The 15,379-nt window shown below is 62.5% G+C and carries 13 protein-coding genes and 2 pseudogenes; 13 read left to right on the top strand and 2 right to left on the bottom strand.

Annotated features, from left to right (window positions below; genetic code table 11):
* Positions 1 to 5 precede the first annotated feature (5 nt).
* The gene (locus tag KVT37_RS14205) at positions 6 to 1,007 is read left to right on the top strand and encodes a 4-hydroxyproline epimerase (RefSeq protein WP_217573924.1); all 1,002 of its coding nucleotides are present in this window, start codon (positions 6 to 8) and stop codon (positions 1,005 to 1,007) included.
* Here KVT37_RS14205 and KVT37_RS14200 read toward each other — a convergent pair.
* On the bottom strand, positions 1,000 to 1,881 hold the full coding sequence (locus KVT37_RS14200) for a LysR substrate-binding domain-containing protein (RefSeq protein WP_217573922.1): 882 nt from the start codon (positions 1,879 to 1,881) through the stop codon (positions 1,000 to 1,002). The two genes, KVT37_RS14205 and KVT37_RS14200, sit on opposite strands and share 8 nt — an antisense overlap.
* Positions 1,882 to 2,056: 175 nt before the next feature.
* Between KVT37_RS14200 and KVT37_RS14195 the strand changes: the two genes are divergently transcribed.
* The 12 genes and pseudogenes from KVT37_RS14195 to KVT37_RS14140 all read left to right on the top strand — a co-directional run bounded on the left by KVT37_RS14195 (position 2,057) and on the right by KVT37_RS14140 (position 15,066).
* Positions 2,057 to 2,443, top strand: a complete 387-nt coding sequence (locus KVT37_RS14195) for an ectoine synthase (RefSeq protein ID WP_217573920.1) — start codon at positions 2,057 to 2,059, stop codon at positions 2,441 to 2,443.
* A 416-nt stretch (positions 2,444 to 2,859) separates the two neighbouring features.
* Positions 2,860 to 3,762, top strand: a complete 903-nt coding sequence (locus KVT37_RS14190) for a branched-chain amino acid ABC transporter permease (protein WP_217573918.1) — start codon at positions 2,860 to 2,862, stop codon at positions 3,760 to 3,762.
* A 5-nt stretch (positions 3,763 to 3,767) separates the two neighbouring features.
* On the top strand, positions 3,768 to 5,159 hold the full coding sequence (livM, locus tag KVT37_RS14185) for a high-affinity branched-chain amino acid ABC transporter permease LivM (protein WP_217573916.1): 1,392 nt from the start codon (positions 3,768 to 3,770) through the stop codon (positions 5,157 to 5,159).
* Positions 5,159 to 6,283, top strand: a pseudogene (locus tag KVT37_RS14180) (ABC transporter ATP-binding protein); the annotation flags it as partial. The gene livM and the pseudogene KVT37_RS14180, both read left to right, overlap by 1 nt.
* A gap of 65 nt (positions 6,284 to 6,348) precedes the next feature.
* Entirely contained in the window at positions 6,349 to 7,077 is a 729-nt protein-coding gene (locus KVT37_RS14175) for an ABC transporter ATP-binding protein (protein WP_217573912.1), read from the top strand.
* A gap of 14 nt (positions 7,078 to 7,091) precedes the next feature.
* On the top strand, positions 7,092 to 7,439 hold the full coding sequence (locus KVT37_RS14170; RefSeq protein ID WP_217573910.1) for a DUF6867 family protein: 348 nt from the start codon (positions 7,092 to 7,094) through the stop codon (positions 7,437 to 7,439).
* 136 nt (positions 7,440 to 7,575) lie between these two features.
* Positions 7,576 to 8,697 carry a branched-chain amino acid ABC transporter substrate-binding protein gene (locus KVT37_RS14165; protein WP_217573908.1) on the top strand — a complete coding sequence of 374 codons (1,122 nt, stop codon included), beginning with the start codon at positions 7,576 to 7,578 and terminating at the stop codon, positions 8,695 to 8,697.
* A 270-nt stretch (positions 8,698 to 8,967) separates the two neighbouring features.
* Positions 8,968 to 12,426 carry a pyruvate carboxylase gene (pyc, locus tag KVT37_RS14160; protein WP_217573906.1) on the top strand — a complete coding sequence of 1,153 codons (3,459 nt, stop codon included), beginning with the start codon at positions 8,968 to 8,970 and terminating at the stop codon, positions 12,424 to 12,426.
* A gap of 151 nt (positions 12,427 to 12,577) precedes the next feature.
* Entirely contained in the window at positions 12,578 to 12,838 is a 261-nt protein-coding gene (locus KVT37_RS14155; protein WP_040991643.1) for a DUF2312 domain-containing protein, read from the top strand.
* A gap of 69 nt (positions 12,839 to 12,907) precedes the next feature.
* Positions 12,908 to 13,657, top strand: a complete 750-nt coding sequence (locus KVT37_RS14150; RefSeq protein ID WP_217573904.1) for an AraC family transcriptional regulator — start codon at positions 12,908 to 12,910, stop codon at positions 13,655 to 13,657.
* A gap of 53 nt (positions 13,658 to 13,710) precedes the next feature.
* Positions 13,711 to 14,454 carry a haloacid dehalogenase type II gene (locus KVT37_RS14145; RefSeq protein WP_308642623.1) on the top strand — a complete coding sequence of 248 codons (744 nt, stop codon included), beginning with the start codon at positions 13,711 to 13,713 and terminating at the stop codon, positions 14,452 to 14,454.
* Positions 14,455 to 14,619: 165 nt separating this feature from the next.
* Positions 14,620 to 15,066 (top strand): hypothetical protein, encoded by a 447-nt coding sequence (locus KVT37_RS14140; RefSeq protein ID WP_217573902.1) that lies wholly within the window; start codon positions 14,620 to 14,622, stop codon positions 15,064 to 15,066.
* An 8-nt stretch (positions 15,067 to 15,074) separates the two neighbouring features.
* On the opposite strand, the pseudogene KVT37_RS14135 reads toward KVT37_RS14140, so the two are convergent.
* Positions 15,075 to 15,379: pseudogene (locus tag KVT37_RS14135) on the bottom strand (hypothetical protein); the annotation flags it as partial.

Raw genomic sequence — 15,379 nt, 5'->3', positions numbered from 1 at the left:
ACATCATGGCCAAAAAAACCTTCACCTGCATCGACGGCCACACCTGCGGCAATCCGGTGCGTCTCGTCGCCGGCGGCGGTCCGTTGCTCGAGGGCACGACGATGATGGAACGCCGGGCGCATTTCCTCGCCGAATATGACTGGATCCGCACCGGGCTGATGTTCGAGCCGCGCGGCCATGACGTGATGTCGGGCTCGATCCTCTATCCGCCGACGCGCGAGGACTGCGATATCGCCATCCTGTTCATCGAGACGTCAGGCTGCCTGCCGATGTGCGGCCACGGCACGATCGGCACGGTGACGATGGCGATCGAGCATGGGCTGGTGAAACCGAAGACGCCGGGCGTGCTCAGGCTCGATACGCCCGCCGGCCTGGTCATCGCCGAATACAAGCAGGTCGGCGAATATGTCGAGGAGGTGCGGATCACCAACGTGCCGTCCTTCCTCTATGCCGAAGGCCTTACCGTCGAATGCCCAATGCTCGGCGAGATCAGCGTCGACGTCGCCTATGGCGGCAATTTCTACGCCATCGTCGAGCCGCAGAAGAACTACCAGGACATGGCCGATTACACGGCCGGCGACTTCATCGCCTGGAGCCCGGTGGTGCGCCAGCGTCTCAACGAAAAATATTCCTTCGTGCATCCGGAGAATCCCGGCATCAACCGGCTGTCGCATATGCTTTGGACGGGCAAGCCGAGGAACGCCGAGGCCGATGCGCGCAATGCCGTGTTCTACGGCGACAAGGCGATCGACCGCTCGCCTTGCGGCACCGGCACCTCGGCACGGATGGCGCAGCTCCATGCCAAGGGCAAGCTCAAGCCCGGCGACAGCTTCGTGCATGAATCGATCATCGGCTCGCTGTTCAAGGGCAGGGTCGAGAAAGAGGTCAGCGTCGCGGGCAAGCCGGCGATCATTCCTTCGATCGGCGGCTGGGCGCGGATGACCGGGTTCAACACCATCTTCATCGACGACCGCGATCCGTTCGCGCATGGGTTCATCGTCAGCTGACAGGCGCCGATACCTGATCGCGGAACCAGTCGGCGAATTTGATTTCGGCCGCTGAAGGCTGAGCCGACATCGTCAGGAAATAGCCCTTGTCGTCATCGGTCGAGATATCGGAGACGACGACAAGATCGCCGCGCTTGAGTTCCTCGCGAAACACCTCGATCGGACAAAGGGCGACGCCGTGGCCGGCGATGACGGCCGTCGCCAGGATGTTGAAATCGGCAAAGACCGGCTCGTTGCCGATGTCGGTCCTTCCGGTCCCGGCTTTCGCGAACCATTCCTGCCAGCCCTGGCGCGTCTCGTCGTGCAGCAGGTCCGCCGCAGCGATCTCAGCCGGCGTATTGAGCCGGCCCTTGCGCGCCAGATAGTGCGGGCTGCAGGCCGGCTGGCTTATGCGTGAAAACAGCTTCAGGCTGGTGACGTTGGGCGAAGGATCGGCGCCCAGCGTTATGAGAACGTCGTTGTCGTCGTCATTGAGCCGGTCCTCGGCCTTCGCATAGGCGACGCGGATCGCGATGTCCGGATGGCGAGCCGTAAAGTCCGACAGGCGGGGCACCAGCCAGCGGCTGGCGATGGAGGGAATGCAGCCCACCGAGAGCGACTGCAGGCCGGCGCTCCTGCGGATGCGCCGGCAGGCGGCGCCGAGCTCGGTCAGAGCCGCGCCGGCGGATGCCTGCAGGGCAAGCCCGGCCTCGGTCAGGCGGACCTTGCGCGCGTCACGATGAAACAGCGCCACGCCAAGCCACTCCTCCAGCCTTCTGACCTGGTGGCTGATGGCGGGGTGGGTGACATGCAGCTCTTCGCCGGCCGCTGAGAAGCTCAAATGGCGGGCGGTCGCCTCAAAAGCCCGGATGGCATTCAGCGGCAGATAATCCATCTGTAAAATTCTCTAACAGATCAGGCCAAAATCCATCATTTGAAGTGCGGTTCCACCTACGTCATTGATCTCAGTCGCGGCACGAAATCTAATCGTCACTGATAGAAAAGTCGATCTCTGCCGCCGATCTCGAAGCGCTACCGCTTCACAAACCTGTCTTCGTGGAAAGGCTGCAATGTTCACCAGGCAATTGGCTGATGTAGAAAAAACTGACTTCTTCGTCGACTGGGGCAATGGCACCAGCCATCGTCTGCTGACGAGCCAAGACGGCATGGGCTTCACGGTATGCCACACGGTTGTGCGCGCGGGCAGCGAGTCGCGGCTGCAATACCGGCGGCATCTGGAGGCCTGCTACTGCATTTCCGGAAGCGGCGAGGTCGAGGATATGGCCGGCATCGTCCACCGCGTCGAGCCGGGAACGATCTATGTGCTCGACGCGCATGACGATCATTTCCTGCGCGCCGACCGCGCCGGCGACATGGTGCTGGTGAGCGTCTTCAATCCACCGCTCAAGGGTACCGAAAAGCATAGTCTCGATGGAGACGGAGGCTCTGCTTACTGAGACCTCACCGCAAGGCTTTTCCATTTCGGCGAGGTTGCCCTGCACGGAAGGCGGCTCGCCGTCACGTGGCCGTCATACATGACGGAATCCTGACCCAACGGAATGTGCGGCGGTCCAAAATGGAGCGTCGCGATTTGCGCAAGGATTCTTCTCATCAACTTATTTTGACGCTGATTCCTTCGACAGGAGGCTCATCATAAGGTTGAATCGTCAAAGACATTGCGTTGTGCCAATGATAGGGTCCGCGATAGTCCAGGGGTCGGGTGCGAAAAAACGGGCAATCGGACAGCGTGCTTCCAAACCACGCGGAGCGATTGAAAAATCACGTTGCAATCCGGGCTCGAAACTTTACGACTAGGGGAAATACGAAAAGGAATGCGTCCGCAAAGGCGACATTCCAGGGGAGCCGCATAAATATGCAGTACTTCGTCCAGCAGCTTATCAACGGGCTGACGCTGGGATCGATCTATGGGCTGATCGCGATCGGCTATACGATGGTCTACGGCATCATCGGCATGATCAATTTCGCCCATGGCGACATTTTCATGGTCGGCGCCTTCACCGCCCTCATCGTCTTCCTCATCCTCGGCGCGCTGTTCTATTCCGTGCCGGTCGTGGTGGCGCTTCTGATCATGATGATCGTGGCGATGCTGCTGACCAGCCTCTACAACTGGACGATCGAAAAGGTGGCCTACCGGCCGCTACGCGGCTCGTTCCGGCTGGCGCCGCTGATCACCGCCATCGGCATGTCGATCGCGCTGTCCAACTTCGTGCAGGTCACCCAGGGTCCGCGCAACAAGCCGATCCCGCCGATGGTCAGCCAGGTGTACACGATCGACGGCATCAGCATCTCGCTGAAGCAGATCATCATCGTCCTGGTGACGGCGGTGCTGCTGGTGGTCTTCTGGTACCTTGTCAACAGAACGGCGCTCGGCCGGGCGCAGCGCGCCTGCGAGCAGGATCGCAAGATGGCGGCACTGCTCGGCGTCGATGTCGACCGCACCATCTCCATCACCTTCATCATGGGCGCGGCCCTTGCCGCCGTCGCCGGCACGCTGTTCCTGATGTATTACGGCGTCGTGGTGTTCTCGGACGGCTTCGTGCCGGGCGTGAAGGCCTTCACGGCGGCCGTGCTCGGCGGCATCGGTTCGCTCCCCGGCGCCGTGCTCGGCGGGCTCCTGATCGGCTTCATCGAGAGCATGTGGTCGGCCTATTTCTCCATCGACTACAAGGACGTCGCCGCCTTCTCGATCCTGGCGATCGTGCTGATCTTCCTGCCCTCCGGCATCCTGGGCCGGCCTGAAGTCGAAAAGGTCTGATCCTCATGGCCGCTACCGTGTCTTCGGAGCGCGACACCGTCGTCCCTCCCATCCAGCGCGCTTTGCGCGAAGGGCTCTATGCCGGCGCCATCGCGCTTGGCCTGTTCGTTCTGTTTATCGGTCTAAGAACCGATCAGAACATCAGCAACGAACTGATTCTGGTGCAGCGCTGGCTGCTGCTTGCCCTGGTGGTCATCGCCACCGCCGTCGGCCGCTTCCTCTATGTCGGCTACGCGCAACCGGCGATGGAGCGGGCCAAGGCCGAAAAGGCCAAGGCGCCCGCGGTCGTGGCGGAACCTGGTTTCGTGCGCCAGAACTTCAACAAGATCGGCATCGTCGTGTTGCTGCTTTATCCGATCGCGATGGTGCTCGCTTTCGGCTTCCAGGGTTCGCTTAAATGGGTCGACAATTTCGGCATCCAGATCCTGATCTATGTGATGCTGGCCTGGGGCCTCAACATCGTCGTCGGCCTCGCCGGCCTGCTCGATCTCGGCTATGTCGCCTTCTATGCCGTCGGCGCCTATGCCTACGCGCTGCTCGGCACGCATTTCGGGCTGTCGTTCTGGATCCTGCTGCCGGCCGCCGGCTGCATGGCCGCCTTCTGGGGCGTCATGCTCGGCTTCCCGGTGCTCAGGTTGCGCGGCGACTATCTGGCGATCGTGACGTTGGCGTTCGGGGAGATCATAAGGCTGGTGATCATCAACTGGCGCGAAGTGACCAACGGCTCGGCCGGCATTTCCGGCATTCCGAAAGTCTCATTCTTCGGGCTGATGTCGTTCAACGTGTCTGACCCGAATTACATCGCCAAGGTGCTGCACATCGCCCAGTCCGGCGCCTACTACAAGATCTTCCTCTATTATCTGATCCTGGCGCTCTGCTTCCTCACCGCCTTCGTCACCATCAGGCTTCGCCGCCTGCCGGTGGGCCGCGCCTGGGAAGCGCTGCGCGAGGACGAAATCGCCTGCCGCTCGCTCGGCATCAACACCACCACCACCAAGCTGACGGCCTTTGCCACCGGCGCCATGTTCGGCGGCTTTGCCGGCTCGTTCTTTGCCGCCCGGCAAGGCTTCGTCAGTCCTGAATCCTTCGTCTTCCTGGAATCGGCGATCATCCTCGCCATCGTCGTACTCGGCGGCATGGGTTCGCTGGGCGGCATCGCGGTTGCGGCGCTGGTGATGATCGGCGGCACCGAGATCCTGCGCGAGCTCGACTTCCTCAAGGTCGTGTTCGGCCCCGACTTCACGCCGGAGCTTTACCGCATGCTTTTGTTCGGCATGGCCATGGTCATCGTCATGCTGTGGAAGCCGCGCGGCTTCGTCGGCAGTCGGGAACCGACAGCCTTCCTCAAGGAGCGAAGAGCGGTCTCAGGGTCCTTCACCAAGGAGGGCCACGGCTGATGAACGCGACCCCTTCTTCGAGCGACTTCATCCTGCAGGTCGAGCATCTGTCGATGAAGTTCGGCGGCCTGGTCGCCATCGGCGACCTGTCGTTCCAGGCCAGGCGCGGCGAGATCACCGCGCTGATCGGTCCGAACGGCGCCGGCAAGACAACGGTGTTCAACTGCATCACCGGCTTCTACAAGCCCACCGAGGGCATGATCACGCTCAACAAACGCGACGGCTCGACCTACCTCTTGGAGCGCCTGCCCAACCACGAGATCCCGGCACGCGCCAACGTCGCTCGCACCTTCCAGAACATCCGCCTGTTCTCGGGCATGACGCTGCTCGAAAACCTGCTGGTGGCCCAGCACAACAAGCTGATGAAGGCCTCGGGCTACACCTTCCTTGGCCTGTTCGGCTTTCCGAGCTATCGTCAGGCCTCGGCCGAATCGATCGAGCTCGCCAGGCATTGGCTGGAAAAGGCCGATCTCGTCGACCGCGCCGATGATCCGGCGGGCGACCTGCCCTACGGCGCGCAGCGACGTCTGGAGATCGCGCGCGCCATGTGCACCGGTCCCGAGCTTCTCTGCCTCGACGAACCGGCCGCCGGTCTCAATCCGAAGGAATCGGCCGCGCTGAACGAGCTCCTGATGGACATCAAGAACAGCACGTCGATCCTGCTGATCGAGCACGACATGTCGGTGGTCATGCAGATCTCCGATCATGTCGTCGTGCTCGAATACGGCCGCAAGATCTCCGACGGCAGCCCGCAGACGGTCCGCACCGACCCGCGCGTCATCGCCGCCTATCTCGGCGTCGACGACGAGGAAGTGGAAGAGGTACTCGTCGAAGTCGGCGACGAGGATGTCATCGAGCAGCTCGATACGGGCCCCGACTCCGCCCATGGTCCTGGCAATTCCGCTTCGATGATGGCGGGTCCGGTTTCCGACACTGTCGAACACGCTGACGAAGGCGAGCGGGTCACGGTGTCGAAAGGCGCTTCGAAGGCGGCGCAGGTCGACGCGCGCGCCGCGTCGATCGCGAGCAAGCCCCAACCCGCAGCCAAGCCGGCCGCGAAATCCAGCACTGCGAAAGCGGCGCCGAAGAAGCCGGCCGCGAAGGCTCCAGCAGCGAAAGCCGAGAGCGCTTCGAAGGGCAAGGAAGCAGCGGCCAGGCCCGAAGCGGGCAAGCGTGGAGGGCGCAAATAATGGCCGGCACAACGTTGCTCGACATCAAGGGCGTCGAGACCTACTACGGCAACATCCGGGCGCTCAACGGCGTCAACGTGCAGGTCAACCAGGGCGAGATCGTGGCTCTGATCGGCGCCAACGGCGCCGGCAAGTCGACGCTGATGATGACCATCTTCGGCGCGCCGCGCGCCCGCACCGGCGCCATCACTTTCGCCGGCACCGACATCACCCAATTGCCGACGCACGAGATCGCGCGCCTGCGCATCGCCCAATCGCCGGAAGGACGCCGCATCTTCCCGCGCATGACGGTGATGGAAAACCTGCAGATGGGCGCCAGCCTCGACAACCTTCAGCATTACGATGAGGACGTCGAGAAGGTGTTCACGCTGTTCCCGCGTCTGAAGGAGCGTATCGGCCAGCGCGGCGGCACGCTGTCGGGCGGCGAACAGCAGATGCTGTCGATCGGCCGGGCGCTGATGGCGCGACCGAAGCTGCTTCTGCTCGACGAGCCGTCGCTGGGTCTGGCGCCGCTGATCGTCAAGCAGATCTTCGACGCCATCCGCGAGTTGAACAAGTCGCAAGGGCTGACCGTGTTCCTGGTCGAGCAGAACGCCTTCGGCGCGCTGAAGCTCGCCGATCGCGGTTATGTCATGGTCAACGGCAATGTGACGATGAGCGGCACCGGCAAGGAACTGCTCGCCAATCCGGAAGTGCGCGCCGCCTATCTCGAAGGCGGACATCACTGAGAGAGGTCTTCATCATGCAGGGCATTATCTACGAAGAAGCCTCGATCTGGCAGTTCCTGTTCGTCACCTGCCTGCTGGGCGGCTGGGCGGCATGGATGACCGGCAAGGCCGCCGCCCAGACCTGGAGCAGCTATGTTCAGCTGTTCTTCTATATGATCGGGCTCGGCGTCGGCATCAGGTTCATCCATCACGCGCTGTTCGACGGCACGATGTTCTCGCTGCATTACTATATCATCGACACCATCGTGCTGATGATCTTGGGCTTTCTCGGCTATCAATACACGCGCACCAACCAAATGGTCACACAGTACAACTGGCTCTATGAAAGAGCTTCCTTATTAAGCTGGAAGCCGAAGGGTTGACGTTCACCATTACGCCGTCTCGGGGACGAATCGGCGTGACAAGTGCCTGAAAATCGGCATTCTATGCTTTCTGCGATAAGGGTGGGCATCGCATGAAAGTATCATCCACGCCCACTCCGTAAATGGGAGCGTTTCAATGAAAAAATCACTCTTGTCCGCCGTTGCGCTGACCGCGTTCATCGCGTTCAGCGGCAGCGCGTGGGCCGCTGACATCCTGATCGGCGTTGCCGGTCCGATCACCGGCCCGAACGCCGCCTTCGGCGCACAGCTGCAGAAGGGCGCGGAACAGGCTGTCGCCGACATCAACGCGGCGGGCGGCATCAATGGCCAGCAGCTCAAGCTCGAGATCGGCGACGACGTCTCCGACCCCAAGCAGGGCATCTCGGTCGCCAACAAGTTCGTCGCTGACGGCGTCAAGTTCGTCGATGGCCACTTCAACTCGGGCGTGACCATTCCCGCGTCGGAAGTCTATGCCGAAAACGGCATCCTCGTCATGACGCCGGCTGCGACCAATCCGAAGCTCACCGAGCGCGGCCTGTGGAACACCTTCCGTACCTGCGGTCGCGACGACCAGCAGGGTAAGGTGGCCGGCGACTACATCGCCAAGAACTTCAAGGACGCCAAGATCGCCATCATCCACGACAAGACCCCCTATGGCCAGGGCCTCGCGGATGAGACCAAGAAGAACCTCAACGCCAATGGCATCACCGAAGTGCTGTATGAAGGCGTGAACGTCGGCGACAAGGACTTCTCGGCCCTCATCGCCAAGATGAAGGAAAATGGCGTCACCCTGATCTACTGGGGCGGCCTGCACACTGAAGCCGGCCTGATCATCCGTCAGTCGGCCGACCAGGGCCTGAAGGCGCCGCTGTTCTCGGGCGACGGCATCGTCTCCAACGAACTGGCCTCGATCGCCGGCGACGCCGTTGCCGGCACGCTCAACACCTTCGCTCCGGATCCGCGCAAGAATCCGGCCGCCAAGGAAGTCGTGGAGAAGTTCCGCGCTGCCGGCTTCGAGCCGGAAGCCTACACGCTCTACTCCTACGCCGCCGTGCAGATCATCTCGCAGGCTATCGCCAAGGTCGGCTCGGCCGACGATGCGCAGAAAGTTGCCGAAGTGATCAAGTCGGGCGGTCCGTGGAAGACGGCCATCGGCGAGATCGGCTACGACGCCAAGGGCGACATCACCCGTCCGGACTACGTCATCTACGAATGGAAGAAGGGTGACGACGGCAAGTACAGCTACTTCGAGAAATAAGCCGGCAACTCAAGCCGACTTGTAATGGATGCCCGGCGCTTGCGCCGGGCATTTTTCTTGGGTGGGTTTGCCATCGAGCAGCCGCATGGCGCTGCCTCAGGCGCGAGTTGGTGGTCGCCCTCGCCTGATCAATCGATGCCTGGGGGACGGTTCTGGCGCAAACAAGCGATTTAAATCGTTTTAGCTGTCGCGCAATTTCGTTTGCACTGCAGCATTTTCACGCTAATCATTGCGCCGGTTTGCTTTCCTTCCGCTAATGGAGCCTCGTCCTTGGCCATCACGAAGATCCTCGTCGCCAACCGGTCCGAAATCGCCATCCGCGTGTTCCGCGCGGCCAATGAACTGGGCCTCAAAACCGTGGCGATCTGGGCGGAAGAGGACAAATATTCGCTGCACCGCTTCAAGGCCGACGAGAGCTATCAGGTCGGGCGCGGACCGCATCTTGCCAAGGATATGGGCCCGATCGAGAGCTATCTGTCGATCGAGGAGGTGATCCGGGTCGCCAGGCTGTCCGGCGCCGATGCCATCCACCCCGGCTACGGCCTGCTTTCGGAAAGCCCGGAATTCGCCGAGGCCTGCGCGGCGGCCGGCATCACCTTCATCGGGCCGAAGCCGGAGACGATGCGCCGGCTGGGCAACAAGGTCGCCGCGCGCAACCTGGCGATCGAGGTCGGCGTGCCGGTGGTGCCGGCAACCGATCCGCTGCCGGACGACATGGACGAGGTCAAGAAGCTGGCCAAGGAGGTCGGCTATCCGGTGATGCTCAAGGCCTCGTGGGGCGGTGGCGGCCGCGGCATGCGCGCCATCCGTGCCGAAGCCGACCTGGCGCGCGAGGTGATGGAAGGCAAGCGCGAGGCCAAGGCCGCCTTCGGCAAGGACGAGGTCTATCTCGAAAAGCTCATCGAACGCGCCCGCCATGTCGAGGTGCAGGTGCTGGGCGACACCCACGGCAACGCGGTGCATCTGTTCGAGCGCGACTGCTCGATCCAGCGCCGCAACCAGAAGGTCGTGGAGCGCGCGCCGGCGCCTTACTTGAGCGAAGAGCTGCGTCAGGAGCTTTGCGGCTACGCGCTCAAGATCGCACGCGAGACCAGCTATATCGGCGCGGGCACGGTCGAGTTCCTGCAGGATGCCGACACCGGCAAATTCTACTTCATCGAGGTCAATCCGCGCATCCAGGTCGAGCACACCGTCACCGAGCAGGTGACCGGCATCGACATCGTCAAGGCGCAGATCCATATCCTCGACGGCTTCGCCATCGGCACGAAGCAATCGGGCGTGCCGGCGCAGAAGGACATCAGGCTCAACGGCCACGCGCTGCAGTGCCGCATCACCACCGAGGATCCGGAGCATAATTTCATCCCGGACTACGGCCGCATCACCGCTTACCGCGAGGCGGCCGGCTTCGGCATCCGGCTCGACGGCGGCACCGCTTATTCAGGCGCGGTCATCACCCGCTTCTACGATCCTCTGCTCGAAAAGGTGACGGCCTGGGCACCGACGCCCGGCGAGGCGATCTCACGCATGAACCGGGCGCTGCGCGAGTTCCGCATCCGCGGCGTCGCCACCAACCTCACCTTCCTCGAAGCGATCATCAATCACCCGCGCTTCGCCGACAATTCCTACACGACCAAGTTCATCGACACGACGCCGGAGCTGTTCGAGCAGGTGAAGCGGCAGGACCGCGCCACCAAGCTGCTCAACTATCTGGCCGATGTCAGCGTCAACGGCCACCCGGAGACGCGCGGCCGGCCGATGCCGAAGGCCAATGCGGCCGCACCGGTGGTGCCTTATCTCAACGGCCACGTCCCGGACGGCAGCAAGCAGAGGCTCGACGCGCAGGGTCCGGAGAAATTCGCGGCCTGGATGCGCGAGCAGCGCCAGGTGCTGGTCACCGACACGACGATGCGCGACGGCCACCAGTCGCTGCTCGCCACGCGTATGCGCACGCATGACATAGTCGGCATCGCCGGCACCTATGCGCGCGCGCTGCCGCAGCTGCTGTCGCTGGAATGCTGGGGCGGCGCCACTTTCGATGTGGCCATGCGCTTCCTCACCGAGGATCCGTGGGAGCGGCTGAGCAAAGTGCGCGAGGCCGCGCCCAATCTCTTGCTGCAGATGCTTTTGCGCGGCGCCAACGGCGTCGGCTACACCAACTATCCGGACAATGTCGTGCAGCATTTCGTCCGCCAGGCGGCCAGCGGCGGCGTCGACCTGTTCCGCGTCTTTGACTGCCTGAACTGGGTGGAGAACATGCGCGTCGCGATGGACGCGGTCGGCGCCGAGGGCAAGCTGGTGGAAGCGGCGATCTGCTACACCGGCGACATCCTCGATCCGGCGCGTGCCAAATACGACCTCAAATATTATGTCGGGCTGGCGAAGGAACTGGAAGCGGCCGGCGCCCACATCATCGCCGTCAAGGACATGGCCGGCTTGCTGAAGCCGGCTGCGGCGCGCGTGCTGTTCAAGGCGCTGCGCGAGGCGACCGACCTGCCGATCCATTTCCACACGCACGACACGTCGGGCTTGTCGGCGGCGACGGTGCTGGCGGCGGTGGAGAGCGGCGCCGACGCCATCGACGCGGCGATGGATTCCTTCTCCGGCAACACCTCGCAGCCCTGCCTGGGCTCGATCGTCGAGGCGCTGAAGGGCACCGAGCGCGATCCCGGCCTCGATCCGCAATGGATCCGCCACATCTCCTTCTATTGGGAGGCGGTGCGCAATCAGTATGCCGCCTTCGAGAGCGACCTGAAGGGTCCGGCCTCGGAAGTCTATCTGCACGAGATGCCGGGCGGCCAGTTCACCAACCTCAAGGAGCAGGCGCGCTCGCTCGGGCTCGAGACCCGCTGGCACGAGGTGGCGCAGGCCTATCACGATGTCAATCTGATGTTCGGCGACATCGTCAAGGTGACGCCGTCCTCCAAGGTGGTGGGCGACATGGCGCTGATGATGGTCAGCCAGGACCTCACCGTCGCCGATGTCGAGAACCCGGCCAAGGACATCGCCTTCCCGGACTCGGTCGTGTCGATGCTGCGCGGCGATCTTGGTCAGTCGCCCGGCGGCTGGCCGGCGGCGCTGCAGAAGAAGGCGCTGAAGGGCGAGAAGCCGATCACCGTGCGGCCCGGCTCGCTGCTGAAAGCAGCCGACCTCAAGGCGAGCCGCAAGGACATCGAGACGAAACTCGACCGCAAGCTCTCGGAATACGAGTTCGCCTCGTGGCTGATGTATCCGAAGGTGTTCACCGACTTCGCCGCCGCGCAGGAGACCTACGGCCCGGTGAGCGTGCTGCCAACGCCGACCTATTTCTACGGCATGAAGTCGGAAGACGAGATCTTCCTCGACATCGAGAAGGGCAAGACCCTGGTGGTTCGCTGCCAGGCGTTCGGCGATGTCGACGACAAGGGCATGGTCACCGTGTTCTTCGAGCTCAACGGCCAGCCGCGCCGCGTCAAGGTGCCGGACCGGGCGCATGGCGCTTCCGCCGCCAAGGCGCGCCGCAAGGCCGAGCCCGGCAATGAGGCGCATGTCGGCGCGCCGATGCCCGGCGTGGTGTCGGCGCTTGCCGTGGCGGCCGGACAGGCGGTCAAGGCGGGCGACGTGCTGCTGTCGATCGAGGCGATGAAGATGGAAACCGCGCTCCACGCCGAACGCGACGGCGAGATCGCTGAGGTGCTGGTCAAGGCCGGCGACCAGATCGACGCGAAGGATCTGCTCGTAGCCTTTAAGTGACAGTCGGAGCGCGATATTGATGGGCGGCTGACAGCAGCCGTCCACAGCCGCTCGACAAGTGTCTTGACCCGCCGCGCCCGCTCGGGCAGGGAACCCGCTCCAATTTGCCGTGGCGGGAATCGCCATGGCCTCAGAAGACGCGGAGAGAAAAATGGCCGACGAAATCACCGAGACCAGCCAGACTGTAGCCGCCGGCCAGCTGCGCACCATCATCGAGCGCATCGAGCGGCTCGAGGAAGAGAAGAAGACGATCTCCGACGACATCAAGGATGTCTATGCCGAGGCCAAGGGCACCGGTTTCGACACCAAGGCGATCCGCACGATCGTGCGGCTGCGCAAGAAGGACCAAGCCGAGCGCCAGGAAGAGGAATCCATCCTGGACCTCTACAAGGCCGCTCTCGGCATGGTGTAAGGTTCGTGGCCGGAGGCCGGCGGCGTCTCATCACCGAGGGCGGTGCCCGCGCTTGCGCAGGACGTATCGATGAACGAGACCGTTGTTGAAATCCGAAGATACTCCGGGGAAATCGAGAGGCACCGGCACGACTATCCGCAAGTGATCCTGCCCATTTCCGGAGCACTCGAAATCGATCTGGGGCACCGATCAGGACGGGTTTCGGGCAGCACCGGCGCTTTTGTTTCCGCCGGTTGCCAGCACGCGTTCTACGCCAAACAAACAGACTCTTTCGTTGTCCTCGACCTGCCGTCCCGCCGCGGCATCCAGGAGCCGGATGAAGACATACCCGCATTCTTTGCGATCGGCCGGGAGATTCACGGCCTGATCGACTACATGGCGGTACAGGCGGGATCGCGGGAGCTTTCCGCGTCGCTTCGACACGCCTGGTCCACATTGCTGCTGGATCGCGTCACTCCTCCCAATCGTCCAGATCGCGCAGAGCTTGCCATAAGACGAGCCACGGCGTTCATCGAACGAAAACTCGCCGACCCAATCCGCATTGCCGATATCGCGGAAGCGGCGGGGATGAGCCCAACTCGTCTGCATGAAGCCTTCACCAAGCGGCGGGCGACCACTCCGCATGCGCATTTGGTTGCAATGCGCCTCGATGCGGCAGAACGGATGCTTGCCGATCCGCGTCTTTCCATCGCGGATATCGCGATTCTCAGTGGTCACTCCGACCAAAGCGCCTTGACGCGCGCAATGCGCAGAGAGCGAGATTCAACTCCGGCCGAAGTTCGCCGAAATCTACTCGGTAGAACGGGAGGAAACGCCTAAAATCCGGAAGGTTTTGCCGAGATATCGGCCTCGCGCGGCGCTAAGGATGCGATGTGAGGATCACCGATATGGATTTCACTCGTTTCAAAGCGCTGACATTCGATGTCTATGGCACGCTGATCGACTGGGAAACCGGCATCTGGAACGCGCTTCAGCCGCTTTTGAGCCTCGCAAATCGCGAAATCAGCCGGGACGAAGCGTTGGAAACCTATGGGGAAATAGAGACGCGGCAGGAAGCCGAGACCCCTTCCCTGCACTACAGAACACTGTTGGCGACAGTGCACGCAAGGCTTGCTCGACATTGGGGGATCACCGCGCAGGCTGATCTGCATGAACGTTTCGGCACCTCGGTGCCGGATTGGCCTGCCTTTCCGGATTCCAGGGAGGCGCTGGCCTATCTGAAACAGCATTTTCGTCTGGTCGTATTATCCAATGTCGACAACCAGAGTTTCGCGGCCTCCAATCGTAAGCTCGGTGTGAGCTTCGATGCCGTCTATACGGCGGAAGACATTGGCAGCTACAAGCCGGATCCAGGCAATTTTCGTTTCCTGTTCGACAGGCTGAAGCAGGATCTGGGCATTCAGCAGGACGAAGTCCTTCATGTGGCTCAAAGTCTGTTTCATGATCATGCGCCGGCAGAGAGCATCGGGCTCGCCAGCGTTTGGATCGACCGCAGGTTTGGGGTGGAGGGGCCGGGTGCAACGAAGCGTCCTCTCGCCCAGCCGAAAGTCGGAGGTCATTTTCCAACCTTGGCAGAATTTGCCGCTATGCATCGCGCAGCGGATAAGAAGCACTGATCCCGGTCGTGAGATCCAGATCGCCGCATTGGCCGCCTGACGGCGTTTTCCGGGCTTCCGTTGCGCACGAACCCAAATGTCCGTTACGCTACGGTTCTCGAAACGCCATCATATGACTCGCCAGAACGAATTTCGAAACACTCCCGGGCAACGGGGCAGCCGGCCATGAATGAGTTCGACTTCGGCGGCCGCCGCGCTTCGGAGTTCCGCCAGCGCGGCTTCTGGACGCTGTTCGCCGAGCGGCATCCGGAAGAAAGGCCAAGGATGGCGCGGCGTGGGCCCTGGTTCTGGCAGCGTGGGCTGCCGGACTTCGCCTTGGTGCTTTCGATGTATGTCGCGCCGGCGCAGAATCATGTCGGCGTCTTCTTCGGCCGCAATGAAAAGTTCGGTGCCACGGAGTCCTGGTCGCGGCTGAAGCCGTTCCAGCCGGCGATCGAGGCGCGGCTGAAGCTCAAGCCGGAACAGAGTTGCGAGGGCCTCGGCATCAACTCGATGTGGCGGGTGAACTGCTACGCCGAGGACAACTGGCCGGCCATGGCCGACTGGCTGGTGACCGAATGCTCGCGTGTCGAAGAGGCCGTCCTCGCCGTGCTGGGGGAAGCCCGGCCGTAGCGCGGCTGTTATGGCGATACGCTACTATTGATCACATTCGGTGCGAGGGAGAACGCTCGATCGAAGAATGCCGGGATTTCTTCGCCGAGTTGCTTCAGAAATTTCGTGCGATCGAAGCCGGGCGGGTCGGCGCTGATGTCGCCATCCAATGTCGGGATCGGGGCGCTGGCGGGGTTCATGAAGGCGAAGTGCCAGGCATTGGCGACGACGCGATAGTCGGCTCCGGGAAGGTTATGCCCGATCCATGCGGATGAACCTAGCGTTGCTCGGCATAGCCATGGCCGGCACGGCGCTGTTCGCGGTCGCCGAGGCC

The sequence above is a fragment of the Mesorhizobium sp. GbtcB19 genome (assembly GCF_019091085.1).
Lineage (GTDB): Bacteria > Pseudomonadota > Alphaproteobacteria > Rhizobiales > Rhizobiaceae > Mesorhizobium.
The sequence above is the reverse complement of the archived record's forward strand: the minus strand, read 5'-3'. Positions and strand labels throughout refer to the sequence as shown.